12 protein-coding genes and 1 pseudogene are annotated in these 14,656 nt (G+C 54.3%); 5 read left to right on the top strand and 8 right to left on the bottom strand.

Going from position 1 to position 14,656, the window contains the following annotated elements; all coding sequences use genetic code 11:
• Positions 1 to 111 precede the first annotated feature (111 nt).
• The 5 genes from C4N24_RS09750 to C4N24_RS09730 all read right to left on the bottom strand — a co-directional run bounded on the left by C4N24_RS09750 (position 112) and on the right by C4N24_RS09730 (position 5,711).
• A complete protein-coding gene (locus tag C4N24_RS09750; protein WP_112091254.1) occupies positions 112 to 348 on the bottom strand; it encodes a DUF6061 family protein in 237 nt (78 codons plus the stop codon).
• A gap of 246 nt (positions 349 to 594) precedes the next feature.
• Positions 595 to 2,070, bottom strand: a complete 1,476-nt coding sequence (locus C4N24_RS09745; RefSeq protein ID WP_112091253.1) for a glycoside hydrolase family 32 protein — start codon at positions 2,068 to 2,070, stop codon at positions 595 to 597.
• Positions 2,071 to 2,094: 24 nt separating this feature from the next.
• The gene (locus tag C4N24_RS09740) at positions 2,095 to 3,768 is read right to left on the bottom strand and encodes an extracellular solute-binding protein (RefSeq protein WP_112091252.1); all 1,674 of its coding nucleotides are present in this window, start codon (positions 3,766 to 3,768) and stop codon (positions 2,095 to 2,097) included.
• Between the two features lie 76 nt (positions 3,769 to 3,844).
• Complete coding sequence (locus C4N24_RS09735; RefSeq protein WP_112091251.1) at positions 3,845 to 4,780, bottom strand: carbohydrate ABC transporter permease; 936 nt, start codon at positions 4,778 to 4,780, stop codon at positions 3,845 to 3,847.
• The gene (locus C4N24_RS09730) at positions 4,764 to 5,711 is read right to left on the bottom strand and encodes an ABC transporter permease (RefSeq protein WP_112091250.1); all 948 of its coding nucleotides are present in this window, start codon (positions 5,709 to 5,711) and stop codon (positions 4,764 to 4,766) included. Before C4N24_RS09730 ends, C4N24_RS09735 begins: the two co-directional genes overlap by 17 nt.
• A 333-nt stretch (positions 5,712 to 6,044) precedes the next feature.
• On the opposite strand from C4N24_RS09730, the gene C4N24_RS09725 reads away from it, so the two are divergent.
• Genes C4N24_RS09725 through C4N24_RS09705 form a run of 5 tightly spaced genes read left to right on the top strand, consistent with a single transcriptional unit; the run spans position 6,045 to position 11,175 of the window.
• Positions 6,045 to 7,100 (top strand): LacI family DNA-binding transcriptional regulator, encoded by a 1,056-nt coding sequence (locus C4N24_RS09725; protein WP_112091249.1) that lies wholly within the window; start codon positions 6,045 to 6,047, stop codon positions 7,098 to 7,100.
• An 18-nt stretch (positions 7,101 to 7,118) separates the two neighbouring features.
• Positions 7,119 to 7,769 carry a YesL family protein gene (locus C4N24_RS09720; RefSeq protein WP_112091248.1) on the top strand — a complete coding sequence of 217 codons (651 nt, stop codon included), beginning with the start codon at positions 7,119 to 7,121 and terminating at the stop codon, positions 7,767 to 7,769.
• The gene (locus tag C4N24_RS09715; protein ID WP_112091247.1) at positions 7,756 to 8,373 is read left to right on the top strand and encodes a hypothetical protein; all 618 of its coding nucleotides are present in this window, start codon (positions 7,756 to 7,758) and stop codon (positions 8,371 to 8,373) included. Before C4N24_RS09720 ends, C4N24_RS09715 begins: the two co-directional genes overlap by 14 nt.
• A 36-nt stretch (positions 8,374 to 8,409) precedes the next feature.
• Entirely contained in the window at positions 8,410 to 9,342 is a 933-nt protein-coding gene (locus C4N24_RS09710; protein ID WP_112091246.1) for a carbohydrate kinase family protein, read from the top strand.
• A 3-nt stretch (positions 9,343 to 9,345) separates the two neighbouring features.
• Positions 9,346 to 11,175, top strand: coding sequence for an amylosucrase (locus C4N24_RS09705; RefSeq protein WP_112091245.1), 1,830 nt, complete (start codon positions 9,346 to 9,348; stop codon positions 11,173 to 11,175).
• 182 nt (positions 11,176 to 11,357) lie between these two features.
• On the opposite strand, the pseudogene tnpA reads toward C4N24_RS09705, so the two are convergent.
• The 3 genes and pseudogenes from tnpA to C4N24_RS09685 form a co-directional block, all read right to left on the bottom strand.
• Positions 11,358 to 11,864 (bottom strand): annotated as a pseudogene (gene tnpA, locus C4N24_RS09700) (IS200/IS605 family transposase).
• A gap of 248 nt (positions 11,865 to 12,112) precedes the next feature.
• On the bottom strand, positions 12,113 to 13,453 hold the full coding sequence (locus tag C4N24_RS09690; RefSeq protein WP_112091244.1) for an MATE family efflux transporter: 1,341 nt from the start codon (positions 13,451 to 13,453) through the stop codon (positions 12,113 to 12,115).
• 153 nt (positions 13,454 to 13,606) lie between these two features.
• Positions 13,607 to 14,635: a siderophore ABC transporter substrate-binding protein gene (locus tag C4N24_RS09685; RefSeq protein WP_112091243.1), complete on the bottom strand. Its 1,029-nt coding sequence runs from the start codon at positions 14,633 to 14,635 to the stop codon at positions 13,607 to 13,609.
• Positions 14,636 to 14,656: the final 21 nt, after the last annotated feature.

Genomic DNA, 14,656 nt, shown 5'->3' with positions numbered 1-14,656 from the left:
AAAATTGTAGAAGTATAAAGATTCCATTAAAATTGATCGGGCAACACCAAATAACAAATGCTGGACATCACCAGCTCAAAAAACGGTAATGTCCAGCATTCATTCAGATTTCTAACCCATGGCTCCATTCTCCAAATACTCCTCCGGGTCACCATTCAGAATCAAATCCGCATAGCCCAGTGGGTCATTGTAAATAAGGTAATCTAACTCTGACCTCTGCGCCATGGTCACATCCAGCGCATCCTCGACCCCAGTGCAGTCAATGGAGATTTTCCTCCCATCCCGGAACTGCAGCTCCACGCACCCGGTGTCCATGTTGAACTTGCAGGCTCTTGCATCGTACTTCATGTTTGTGTTCCTTCCGCCTTACGGCACTCTCACAGTGGTCTGTCGTGCTTTCTTATGATAAGGTCTAGGACGTTTTTGGATGGAAGCAAGGGATTCGTTCTGTTTTCCGAAGAGTCAAAATCACCGGCGGAACTGGTGGTTGTCGTTCGCTCAAGCTACCCAATACAAAAGCACAGCCCCGCTTTGGCGAAGGAGAAGCCAAAGCGGGGCTGTATTCAATGAAGGAGAAATGAAGGGAATATCAGGTTACAGATTCAGTTCAAACTGTTCTGCCGTGATGGTTGCTTTGCCATCGGCAGCAAAGGTGATATCCTCGGCGGACTGGGGCGTGTAGATCCATGCGGTCATGGTCTGCTCGCCATCGTTGGCGAAAACTTCGATGCTGTTCTTATCCAGCAGGATGCGGAGCTTGAGCGCACCGTTCTGGCTGCGAACCTTGCAGCTGCGGGTATGCACGATGTCGGCACGGGAACCGGCATAGCTGCGATCCAGCGTCAGCTGCGAGGTGTAGGGGTCGTAGGTCAGGCTGGTGTGATGGTCTGCGTCAGCAGCCAGCTTCAGGGTAAAGGAGCGGTACTCGCCGGGCTGCACCGTGACGGTCAGATCCGCCACACGGCCCTTGATGCCCTCCAGCGTTGTTTCGCTTTGCACCGTCACATTTTCGTGGAAGGTGCGCTTACCGTGGACGGCATCCAGCTCCCGCACGGGGGTCTGAATAATGCGTCCATTCTTAATGTGCAGCTCGCGGGGGCAGATGGTCTGCCCGAACCACTTGCAGCCCTGGGGCTTATCCTCGGTGTCCGACCATGTTTGCAGCCATGCGGTCATGATGCGGCGGCCATCCGGGGCAAGGGTGGTCTGGGTGGCGTAGAAGTCGATGCCGCCGTCCATCAGCTGCACGTTTTCCTTGGTGAAGGTGTGGGTGGCTTCGTCATAGCTGCCGATGAAGGCAATGACGTTGTGACCATTGTGGAACTCGCCCTTGGGCAGCATCTCCATGGGGCCGAGCATCAGGACCTGCTTGCCATCCAGCGGGAAGAAGTCCGGGCACTCCCACATTTTGCCGTACTGATTGTTGCAGCGTTCCAGCACCGTGACAAAGTGCCAGTCGAAGCCGTCCTTGCTTTGGAATAGTGCCGCTGCGCCGCTGTCGTCCTCGGCCCGGCAGACGGTGACGGCGGAGTAAGTGCCGTCGGCCTCACGCCAGATCTTGGGATCCCGGAAGTCAAACTTACTGAAGCCTTCCGGCAGGTCTTTCTGGGTCAGCACCGGGTTGCAGGCAGGCTTTTCGTAGTCGAGACCGTCACCGATGGCAATGCTCTGGGTCTGGATATCCCGCATCTCCCCATTGGGCTGCTTTTCTGCAATCACGCTGGTGTACATCAGCAGCTGCCTGCCGTCATCCATCTCGGTGGCAGAGCCGGAGAAGCAGCCGGGGCCGTTGTCCACCGGGGAATCCGGGGCAAGCGCACAGGGCAGATACTCCCAGTGCAGCAGGTCGGTGCTGACCGCGTGACCCCAGTGCATGGGCGCCCACCGCACATCGTAGGGGTTATACTGATAGAACTGGTGATACTTCCCTTTATAATAAGAGAAGCCGTTGGGGTCGTTCAGCCAGCCCACATAAGGGGTCATGTGGTAGGCAGGGCGTTCCGCCGGGGAAATGGCAGCGCCATGCTCGGCCTCGTAGGCACGGGCTTTTTGTAAAGTCAAATCGTTCATGGAATCCTCCAAAGGAAAGAATTCTTATGCGTAGTAAGCATCCAGATATTTCTGCATAATACCCAGATAGTCGGACAGGCCGTAGGCTTCCAGCTTGCTCAGATAGTCGTTCCACTCTGCATCCTTAGTGCCGTTCATGATCCAGTTCGCCTTCTGGGTATTCATGTAGGTCTGCAGATCTGCCTGCAGGTTAGAGACCTGCTCGGTGTCCTCGCTGCTCATAAAGACATTAGGATAGACATAATCGTTGTTCATATCCGGGGTGTAGATGTCCTTGATCCAGTCCAGACGGTACTGTGCATCGTCCGGGCAGGTAACGTATACACCATAGTACTCATCCAGAACCGCCAGAGGCCCGCTGACACACTGCGCTTCACGGACTTCCACGGGAGAAGCATCGCCCAGAGGAGCGTGCTTCAGCATGGGCTCGCCCTTATCGTTGGTGGACAGTTCAAAAATGTTAAAGCCTTCCGCATCGCCGTAGGTACCCCAGTTGTTCTGCGGAGACTGGAGGGGTGCGTACATCTGATCCAGCCATGCGCAAACCAATGCGGGGTTATCCGCCTTTGCGGTGACAACGCATCTGCCGCGGGCAAAGCCGCTGGTGAAAGAGCCGTTCTGCGGGGTGATATTGCGGGTATCGGCGGTCAGGGCAGGCAGCGGCTCCCAGTCGGTCAGGTTGTCAATGTTGGCAACATCCCAGCTGAAGCAGACACCATAGCGGCCAGCCTTGCCCTTGGAAACATAGGTGGACCACTCCTGCGTGAAGCACTCCGGGTCGATGAGCTTCTCGGCATACAGCTTGTGCAGCCAGTCCAGACCATCACGGTAGCCCTGCTGGGTGGCGGCACAGATAACTTTCCGGTCGTTGGTAACGGCGATATGGCGGTCTTTGTCTGCATCGCCGTAGCCTTCGCCAAAGCCATTGATGAGGATGCTGGGGTCCTGATCGCCGTTGTTGACGATGCAGGACATGGGGATGATGTCGCCGTCAATGCCATACTCTGCCTTGATAGAAGCGGCGTTATCACGGAATGCCATCAGCACCTGCTCAAACTCGTCCACCGTGGTGGGCATCGACAGACCGAGGAAGTTCAGCCACTTGGTATTGATGAAGCTCATGTTGCCAACGGTCTGGATGGCGGTCTTTTCTGCGCCGAGCTGCTCGATCCAGGGCAGTGCCCAGATGTGGCCATCGCTGTCGGTGCACATGGTACGGTACTCCGGGTACTTCTCAAAGACCTTCTGGAGATTCGGCATATTGTTGTCAATGTAGTCTTCCAGATTGAGGATGACACCCTGATCTGCGTAGCGCAGCAGATTGCTGTCGGTAAAATCAGCAGTAAAAACAAAATCCGTCAGGGTGTTGGGGTTGGACATATTCAGGGTGATCTTATCGCTCCACTGGTCGGACTGGATGGCGGTCCAGTCGATGTGCACATTGGTCTGCTCTTCCAGACGCTTGAAGATGGTGCGGTTGTTCGGCTCGGGTTCGCTGCCCACAGGGAAGCTGGTCATACCGGTAAAGGTAACCTTTTCGGACAGCGGAAATGTAACGGCACCGGTCGTGTCCACAGCTGCGGCAGCAGAATTACCGCTGCCGGTGGATTTGCCGCCGCCACAGGCAGACAGAGCAGCGGCAGAGCCTGCCAGAGCGCAGACCTTGAGGAAGTTGCGGCGAGAGATCAGCTTTTTCATGGTATTTTCTCCTTTTTTAAGTTTCTTTTTTCGTGTAACAGATGAGCGTACCTGCTTATAAAATTCTGGAATATCCTCAGCCTTTAATGGAACCAGCCATGATGCCGGCATCAAAATACTTCTGGAAGAAGGGATACATCACCAGCAGCGGCAGACTGGAAATAATAATGGTTGCATATTTGAGCAGCTCTGCCATCTTCGCACGTTCGGCAGTGCTCTGGATATCTGCGATCATGCCGGATTCCGGCTGGCTCTGGATCAGGATGGAACGCAGCACCAGCTGCAGCGGCTGCTTCGATGCGCTGTTCAGGTAGATCATGGCGTCAAAGTAGCTGTTCCACATTGCCACGAACTGCCACAGAGCCAGAACTGCCACAACCGGCATACAGACGGGCAGCAGGATCTTGAAGAAGTAAAGCATCTCGCTGGCTCCATCCACATCCGCAGCTTCACGCAGCTCACGCGGGATGCCTTGATAATAGGTGCGGGCAATGATCATGTTCCACACGCTGAATGCTCCCGGCAGAATGACCGCCCACATGGAATCCAGCAGACCCAGATTGTTGATGAGCAGGTAGGTGGGGATCAGACCGCCGCTGAAAAACATCGTGATCACAAACAAGGCGTTGAAGATTGCTTTGCCTTTGAAGTCCGGCAGCGACATGGGATAAGCGGCAAGCATCGTCACAGCTACCGAGATGATGGTGAAGATGATGGAGTAAAGTACCGCGTTCTTGAAGCCGACCCAGATCTGCTTGTCCGAAACGACACGCTGGTAAGCATCCAGACTCCACTTGCTGAAATCAAAGGAGATGCCCTTGTTTTGCAGAGTGACCGGGTCCATAAAGGACGCGATGACGATGTAGATCATCGGAACGATGATCGCCAGCAGAAACAAACCCAGAAGTGCGTAGCCGCAGTACAGGATGATCTTATCTTGTCTGGTGTAGAGGGCCATTTTTGATTTTTTCTGTTTTGCCATGGTAAACCCCTCCTTACAAGCCCTTGCCATCGTTCATTTTGGCAACGATCTTATTCACTGCGATCAGCAGGATGACGTTGACAACGGTGTTGAACAGACCGACTGCCGTGGAAAAGCTGTAATCGCCGTCCAACAGACCTTTTTTATAAACGTACGTTGCAATGATCTCGGCAGTGTTCAGGTTCAGGTCAGTTTGCAGGGCATAGGCCTTTTCAAAACCGATGCTCATGATGTTGCCTGCCTGCAGGATGAACTGAATAACGACCATATCCTTAATGGCGGGCCACTCCACTGTCATGATCTGCTGGATCAGGTTTGCGCCGTCGATCATAGCAGCTTCCTTCAGATCTTTGCTGGCGTTAGAAAGGGATGCGGTGTACATGATGGATGCCCAGCCGGCACCCTGCCAGATGCCGCTGATGATGTAGATGGGGCGGAACGCTTCCGGCAGCGTCATGAAGTTGATGCTGGTGTGAAGCAGGCCGTTCACCGGACCGGTGACACTCAGCAGCACCCGGACGATACCGCACAGCACGATGACCGAGATGAAGTTGGGCATATACAGCACCAGCTGCACCTTCTGCTTGATCTTCTTGCTCTCGATACGGTTGAGCAGGAATGCCAGCAGGATGGGGATCGGGAAGCCCCACAGCAGACCGTAGACGCTCAGCTTCAGGGTGTTGATCAGGTAGCGCTGGAAGTCCGGTGAGGACATGAAGCGGGTAAAGTTTTTGAAGCCTACCCACTCGCTGCCCCAGATGCCCTTGAAGGGATTGTACTTCTGGAACGCGATCAGCACACCGCCCATGGGAGCGTACTTGAACACCAGCGTCAGCACCACAGCAGGCAGCAGGAACAACAGGTAAAGCTGCCAATGCCGTTTGATGTAGACCCATGTGTTGTGCAGCTTGCGTTCTGCTGTCAGCACAGCCGTTTCCGGCGAGGCCGTCTTTGCTTTCATGAATCATTCTCCTCCTTTTTGATTTGCTTGCCGTTTGATTTGTGTTTTACATTTGCACCCTTGAATTTTACGTTTTCTTCGCTTCGATTGTGCAAATGTAAAACTCTGTAATTCATTTATACCACGCACACAAGCGAATGTCAACGATAATTCATGGTATACATCAAAAATTATTGTGGATTTGTACAGATGCACAAATTCGAAAGTTCGCAGATATGCAAAATGCTGATTTGCATTTTTGCATTTGACTAATTTGTGCATTTGCACTATACTGGAATCGCAAAGAATAAGATCCGTCGCCAGACTTTATCTATAAAAGAAAGAGGATGACTTATGGCAACCAAAGTCACCATTCAGGATATTGCAAACGAACTGCAGCTTTCCCGCAACACCGTTTCAAAGGCCATCAACAACACCGGTGTGCTGGCAGATGCCACACGGGAGAAGATCCTGCGCAAAGCCGCCGAAATGGGCTATAAGCAGTTTGCCTATCTGCCGCTGTTTCAGGAAAACACTGCAAAAACAGCAGAGCCTTTCATTCTGCCGAGTGACAAACGGGAGATCGCCATGCTGACGACCCAGTTTCTGAGCAGCTCTCACTTTTCCTCCATGATGCTGGATCGTTTCCAGTCGGAAATCAATCATCTGCACAGCGGCATGACCATTCATCGCATTTCTCCCATAGAGCTGAAAGAGAAAAAACTTCCATCTTCTCTCAACATCCAGTGCACAGCCGGCATTATCTGCATTGAAGTATTCGACTATGACTACGCACAGATGCTGTGCGATCTGGATGTTCCGCTGCTGTTTGTAGATACCCCTATGATGGATATGCGTCCTCCCCTTAAAGCCGACCGCCTTTATATGGAAAACCGCCTTGAGATCCAGAATGCGGTGACTCACATGGTCCAGCGCGGCAAAAAACGCATCAGCTTTGCGGGGGATAAAAACCACTGTCAGTCCTTCTTTGAGCGTTATATGGCTTATAAGGATGCCGTGGAGCACTTTGGTCTGACAGAGGGCCTGAGCACCTGTGCGATGCCATCTGGACAGCAGGACTATCCGGTATCCCTGTACGAAACCATACGTCGGTTCAAAACGATGCCGGATGCCTTTGTCTGCGCCAATGACTTTGTTGCCATGGATCTGATCAAGGCATTGAATGAGCTGGGGTATTCGGTTCCCGATGATATCTGGGTCTGCGGCTTCGATGACAGTCAGGAGGCTTCCTACTTTGCCCCCCGTCTGACTTCGATCCATATCCATGGACAGATCATGGGCTACACCGCTGCCAATCTGCTTATGACCCGCATCGAAGAGCCATCGCTGAACTATCGCACCGTCTATACGGAAACCAACCTGATCCTGCGCGAATCCACAGGAGATTGAGCGAAAGGAGAACCTCCCATGCGTGATCTGTTCAATACGGACAAGCCGCTGTTTGCTGTGCTGACGAAATTGACTTACAGTGCTTACCTGAACATCTTATGGCTCGTGTGCAGCCTGCCCATCGTTACCATAGGGGCTTCTACGACCGCATTGTTCTACGTCACGCTCAAAATGGCGGAAGATCGGGACGATGGTCTGACCCGGATGTTTTTTAAGGCGTTCCGGGAAAATTTTAAGCCCGCCACAAAACTCTGGCTTATCCTGCTGGCAGTCGGCAGTTTTCTGGCTGTGGATGGCTTTGTGCTGCGCCGAATGTGGAGCGAAAACATTTTCTGGACGCTGCTCACTGCAGTGCTTATTGGTGCGGCAGTTCTGTACGGCATCGTTCTGCTGTATGCCTTTCCTCTGCTGGCACGGTTTGAAAACACCACCTTCGGCATCCTGAAAACAGCGCTTCTCGTGGGTGTCCGGTATCTGTTTTGCACCCTGCTGATGGCGGCGATCTATGGCATCATGGGGTACGTCATTGTGTTTGTGTTCACGCCTGCATTCCTGCTGGGCATGGGCTTGTGCGCCATGCTCTGCTCCTTTCTGATGCTTCGGATCCTCTATCTGATCGGTGGAGACCCTGATGCAGTACACGAGGAATACGACCATGACAAAAACTGACCGGGATACGCTCCGCTCCCTCCATGGGTGCAAAAAGTGGGAGCACATCTGGGCATATTACAAGCTGCCCATTGCGATCGTGCTCATCATCGTCTATATCCTTGGCTATGCAGCCTACCGTCATGTGACGAAAAAAGAGGATGTGCTTTACCTTGGTCTGGTAAATATCACTGCCGGGTCTGATCTGACGGAACAGCTTACCACCGGCTTTGCCGAGGCGCAGGGTCTGACCAAAAAGCAACAGGTCGATCTGCTGTCCGGCTTGCTGCTCAGCGAAAGCGAACGCGCAGAGGAGCAGTATGTATATGCTTCGGAGATGAAGCTGCTGGGTGCAGTCAGTGCCCAGCGGTTAGATGTTGTTCTGATGGACGAATATGCACGGGATCGACTGTTGGCAGATGATTATTTTCTCGATCTGCGGACGCTGGATGCGTCTTTCAGTGCACTGTCGGGTCTGAACGCCGGTGGGACCGTGCTGGATATTTCGGACACGCCGTTTGTCAGGCAGGCAGGTTTTTCTGGCAGGGTCTATCTTGGGGTGGTGCAGAATGCACCGCACCCGGAGCGTGCAGCCGCTTACATTCATTATCTGTTCCAGCGGTAATCGTTGGGTTTCACATCATGAATAAGGAGAAGTATCATGGACATTTTAACGATTGGTGAAGTTTTGATCGACCTGACCCAGACCGGCAAGGATGCGCGCGGCATTCCTCAGTTTGCCGCAAACCCCGGCGGTGCACCGGCCAATCTGGCGGTGGCTGCTTCCAGACTGGGCGCACAGACCGCCTTTATCGGCAAGGTGGGTGCGGACGCCTTTGGCCGCTACCTGAAAGAGGTTCTGGCAGAAAACAAGGTGGACGTTTCCGGCATGGCGGTGGATGCAGACCACCCCACCACCATGGCAGTCGTGTCGGTGGATGCCACCGGCGAGCGGGATTTCAGCTTCTACCGCAGTGCTAACGCTGACGTGATGCTGAGCAAAGAGGACATTTCGGACGAGGCTCTGAAAGCTGCCAAAATCGTCCACTTCGGCTCTGTCAGCCTGACCGCCGACCCCTCCCGCACCGCTACGCTGGACGCTGCCGCCCGTGCCAAAAAGCTGGGTGCTGTCATTACTTATGACCCCAACTACCGTGCCAACCTCTGGAAGAACAAAGAGGACGCCATTGCCCAGATGAAAGCTCCCCTGCCGCTGGTGGATATCCTGAAAGTGTCCGATGAGGAGCTGCCCCTGCTCACCGGCACCACCGACTGCGAAAGCGGCACGGCACAGCTGGCACAGAACGGCATCCGGCTGATTTTTGTCACCTTGGGTGCAAACGGCGTATTCTACCGCTTTGGGGACAAGACCGGTCATGTGGCTGGCGTTCCCTGCAAGGTGGGCGACACCAACGGCGCAGGCGATACCTTCTTTGGGGCTGCTCTGTCCAAGCTCTGCAAGGAGGAGCTGGACACCCTGACCGTGGACAAGCTGGAAGGCATTCTGGCTTTTGCCAACAAAGCGGCCAGCATCACCACCAGCCGCCATGGTGCTATCCCCGCCATGCCCACCCTTGCAGAAGTGGAGGGCTGAACCATGGCAGCAAAACAGGAATTTGCGTCCCGGTTTGCCAAGCACAAGGACGAGCTGGAATGGTTGTTTATGGAGCTGTACCACAACCGGGAAGGGCTGGAAGTTCTGGAGCGGGAGATGGCAGAAGCCTACAATGCCCGCAGCGCCGAGCTGAAAGCACTGGACAAGGCACGCTCTGCCGACCCGGAGTGGTACAAGCGGGGCAATATGTTCGGCATGACCATGTACACCGACCTCTTTGCCGGAAATTTGAAAGAGTTGGCAAAGAAGCTGCCCTACCTGAAGGAGCAGAAGCTGACTTATCTGCACCTGATGCCCCTTTTGCAGATGCCCCACCCCCACAACGACGGCGGCTATGCGGTGGAGGATTTTGACACCGTAGACTCTGCCCTTGGCACCAACAAGGATCTGGAAAACCTGACCCGGGAGCTGCGCAAGGCAGGCATCAGCCTGTGTCTGGATTTTGTCATGAACCATACCGCCAGCACCCACCGCTGGGCCATGGCGGCAAAGGCGGGCGACCCGTGGTTTCAGGCCTATTACCACCTCTACGAGGACCGCACCATCCCCGACCAGTACGAGCAGACCGTGCCGCAGGTGTTCCCCAACACCGCGCCCGGCAACTTTACATGGTGTGAGGAGATGCACAAGTGGGTGCTGACCACCTTCCACGATTATCAGTGGGATCTGAATTATGCAAACCCGGCGGTGTTCGTGGACATGACCAAGAGCATCCTGCATCTCGCCAACCTTGGCGTGGAGGTGTTCCGCATTGACGCGGTGCCCTACATCTGGAAGCAGCTGGGCACCACCTGCCGCAATCTGCCCCAGGTGCACACCATCGTGCGGATGCTGCGCATGGTATTGGAATGCGTCTGCCCCGCTGTCGTGCTCAAGGGCGAGGTGGTCATGGCTCCCAAGGAGCTGGCTGCCTACTTCGGCACGCCCGAAAAGCCGGAATGCCATATGCTCTACAACGTGTCCACCATGGTCAACCTGTGGGGTGCCCTTGCCAGCCGGGACACCCGGCTGTTGAAGGCACAGCTGGATGCCCTCCACGCCCTGCCGGACAACTGCTGGTTCGTGAACTATCTGCGCTGCCACGATGACATCGGCTGGGGTCTGGACGAAGCGGTGGAAAACCGGCTGGGCATCGACCCGCAGAAGCACAAGGAATACCTGTACCACTTCTACGAGGGCAATTTCCCCGGCAGCTGGGCAAAGGGCGAGCTGTACAACTACGACCCCGCCACCGGCGATGCCCGGAGCTGCGGCACCACCGCCAGCCTGTGCGGCGTGGAGCAGGCACTGGAAAAGGACGACAAAACCGCTCTGGATTATGCCGTGAAGCGCGACCTGCTGCTGCATACTGCTATGGCGTTTTTGCAGGGCTTCCCCATGCTGAACTGCGGGGATGAAATTGCTCAGCGCAACGGCTGGGATTACAAAAACGACCCTGACCGTGTGGAGGATAGCCGCAATCTGCATCGCAGCAAATTCAACTGGGAGGACGCCAAGCAGCGCACCCGGAAGGGCACGCTGCAAAACGCCTTGTGGCAGGGCATGGAGCAGCTGCGCCAAATGCGGGCAGACCCCTGTTTTGCCCCGGATGCGTGGGTGACCACATGGGACAGCCACAACCCCGGTGTGCTGGCACTGGTGCGCAAGCGCGGCGAGGAGACGCTGGTGGGACTGTTCAACTTTACCGAGTACCCGGCAGGGGCCAGTCTGGACGCTCTGGGCGGCGAGTATCACACCCCGGAGGGTACTTCCGTCTGGCTGGCGGATGTGGAGCTGGAGCCCTATCAGGCGCTGCTGGTAAAAAACAAATAAGTAAAACGAGCCCACCTAGCTCTCTCTTTTCGCCAAAGTTTTCAGCGTGTTTTCTTGCATCCTGCCAAATCATAACCCCGCGTGAAAACGCGGGGTTTGCAGAACGGCCCCATAGGGGCCATAATACCAGCCGCGCCTAAAGGCGCACAATGAGCGACGTCAACCGCACACTGACGTCGCTTTTACTTTCTCATACTATCTGTAGGCACTTCTGGCGAATCGTCGTCATCGAAGTCAGCTACATTCTTGAATGGATCTTCGTATTCCTTGAATCTCAACTGGTCGCACATTTGATCGTTGAACTCTTGTTCCTGAATGTATTTGCGAATCTTGGCTTCATTTCCACCTACTGTATTTACGTAATATCCTTTCGCCCAGAACACTCTCCTTCCGTATTTCTATTTTAGGTTTGCACGTCGCTCGAATATCATGAGCGTACTCTTCCCTTTGAGATACCCCATGAAATCTGCTACGGCAAGTTTGGGCGGTATCGACACAAGCATATGGATATGGTCTGGCATCGCGTGTGCTTCTATTATCTCTACATACTTGTAATCGCATAGTGTCCTTAGTATTTTTCCAATATCTTTTCTTAGCTTTCCGTATATCACTTTCCTGCGATATTTCGGTACTAGCACTATGTGATATTTGCAATTCCAGCTCGTATGTGATAAACTTTTCTCGTCCATATGGATGAACCTCCTTTTGCTTTAGTATGCGGTTGACGTTACCCGCTTCTAATTATAGCAAAAGGAGGTTCTTTTTCTACCGTTTCAACGCTACGGCTCTTTTCTTCCACAAGCATAGCTTGTGGTTTTCTATATGAAGAGAAACAGAGCGTTCCCGACGGGGAACGCCCTGTTATACATATCGCTATCGCATGTGGATTTTTCAGGGTGCGTCCTATTCAGGGGTGCACCCTGTTTTTTGTTTTGCCTTATTTTCCCTTGTTTCGCAGTTCTTTTTTCGTTGCCCACAGGCTGTAAGCACAGGCCACAATCTCAGACATCCAGAACGCAAACCATGCCTTGTCGATGCCCATAGTGCGGATAAGCAGCCACAGGCAGGGCACCAATACCACCAGCTGCCGCAGCGCACCGCCGATCATGTTGACCACGCCGTTGCCAAGACCGGAGACAAAGTAGCCGCACAAAATCGTGAGGACCGCAAACAGAAAGGTCACCGAGATGATGCGCAGAGCGGGCACACCGAAAGCCAGCATCTCGTCACTGGCAGAGAACAGCCCCAGCAGCTGCGCCGGGAACAGCAGGAACACCGCTGTGCCGCACAGGGCAAACACCACGCCGGTGGGCAGCAGCACCTTCCATGCCTGCTTTACCCGGTCGGACTGGCCGCTGCCGTAGTTGAAGCCTACCACCGGGATGGCCGCTTGTCCCAAGCCGTTCACCGGCATCATCAGGAAGTTTTGCAGCTTATAGTAGATGCCAAAGAATGCCACTGCTGTGGAGGATACGCCCAGCAGAATGCCGTTGACTGCAAAGGTCATCACGCTGCCAATGGCCTGCATCACGATGGTAGGCAGCCCCACCCGGTAGATGTCGGCCACATCCTGCCACAAAAAGCGATAGTCCTTCAGCCGGACGTGAATGACCGGATTTTTGACCCGGTTGAACCATAGCGCCGCCGCTGCGCCGATGAGCTGCCCGATGACGGTGGCAATGGCTGCGCCCCGGATTCCCATGGCCGGGCAGCCCAGCAGACCAAAGATCATCATGGGGTCGAGAATAATGTTGGCCACTGCGCCGATGATGAGAGAGACCATAGACAGCACCGTGTCACCCACAGCTTGCAAGAGCCGCTGTCCGTAAGTCTGCAAAAAGATGCCCCAGCAGAACACAAGGTTCACCGAGAGGTATTCCCGGCACAGCTTCTGCAATTCGGGATCGTTGGTCAAGGCGGCAGCGATCTGGTTCGAGAACAGCAGCCCCACCAGCGTAAACACCAATGAAGTACCCAGCATCAGAAACAGCCCGGTGGTGGCGGCACGGCAGGCTTCCTCCGGCTTTTTCTGCCCCAGTTTGCGAGAGAGCAGGGCGTTCAGACCAACGGCAGTGCCCACGCCAATGGCGATCATCAAAAACTGGATGGCATATACAAGAGAGGCGGCAGTCAAGGCCGTTTCCGACAGACGCGCCACAAAAATGCTATCCACGATGTTGTACAGCGATTGGATGAGCAGCGACAGCATCAGCGGTACCGCCATAGTGTATAGCAGGGGCCGGACGGGCATTTCCGCCAGTTTGTTTTTCGGGTTCATAGGTCCTCCTTTTCGGGCAAACAAAAAAGCGTGAAATCGTTGAGGGATAGCTTTCCCTCAGGATTTCACGCTTTGTAAGCCGGCTTTTTGTATTCTTAACGGAAGGTATTATACCGGAGTTTTTTCAAAATTGCAAGAAGAATTTTGAAAAAATCACAGCAGTGCGTTTTCCAGATCGCTCAGCATTTCGCTCAGTGCCTGAATGCCGCCCTCTGCGGTGTACCAGACATTCGGGTGTGCCAGATAAACGACGTGGCCGTTCTTGTAAGCATCCGTGCTCTTGACCAGCTCGTTTTCCAGGATCTCCTGTGCCATCTGTGCGCCATCGGTGCCAATGGCTGCATCGCGGTCCATTGCGAAGATGTAGTCGGGGTTCTTGTCCACAATGAACTCGAAGGAAGCCTCGTTGCCGTGGGTCGAGGTGTCGATATTGGCATCCACACCGATATTCTCAAAGCCGATCTCCTTGCCGATGATGGAGCAGCGGCCATCGTTGCCCAGAACATTGAAGCTGCCGCTGGTGGTCATGCCGACGATGGCAGTCTTGCCCTCTGCAAAGGTTTTCAGGGCGTCAATGCGGCTGTCAAAATCCGCCATCAAAGCTTCCACGTGGTCTTCCAGACCAAAGATAGAAGCGATGGTCATGGCGTTTTCACGGGTGCTTTCCACAACGCCCTTTTCGGCGTCGGTCGCAAGGAAAACAACGGGTGCGATCTCGCACAGAGCATCATAGGATTTGGACAGGCGTCCGCCGATAAAGATGATGTCCGGCTCACAGGCCATGACTGCTTCCATATCGGCTTCCTTGATGTTGCCAAGGTTCACAATGCTGTCATTGGTGACATAGCTCTGAAGATAGTCCAGAGAGGTGGATGCCGTGCCGACCACACGGTCGCCAACGCCCAGTTCATCCAGAATGTCCAGAGAAGCAAGGTCGAGGATCGCAATGCGCTGCGGGTCAAAGGGCACTTCCACGTCCACTAACTCCTTTGCACCGTTGAACGCCTTGATGGTCACCGATTCCGGTGCAGCTTCCGAGGAAGTGGCAGCTTCGCTGGATGCTGCCACAGAGGATGCCACGGAGCTTGCCGTGGAGGAGGAAGCGCCGCAGGCGGCGAGAACACCCGCTGCACTCACAGCGGCCATAGCGGTCAAAAACGAACGACGAGAAATTTTCTTCATAAGAATGCTCCTTTTAAAAAG

Source organism: Faecalibacterium prausnitzii (assembly GCF_003287405.1).
Lineage (GTDB): Bacteria > Bacillota > Clostridia > Oscillospirales > Ruminococcaceae > Faecalibacterium > Faecalibacterium intestinale.
Note: the sequence above shows the minus strand (reverse complement) of the source record. Positions and strands in the feature narration are given on the sequence as shown.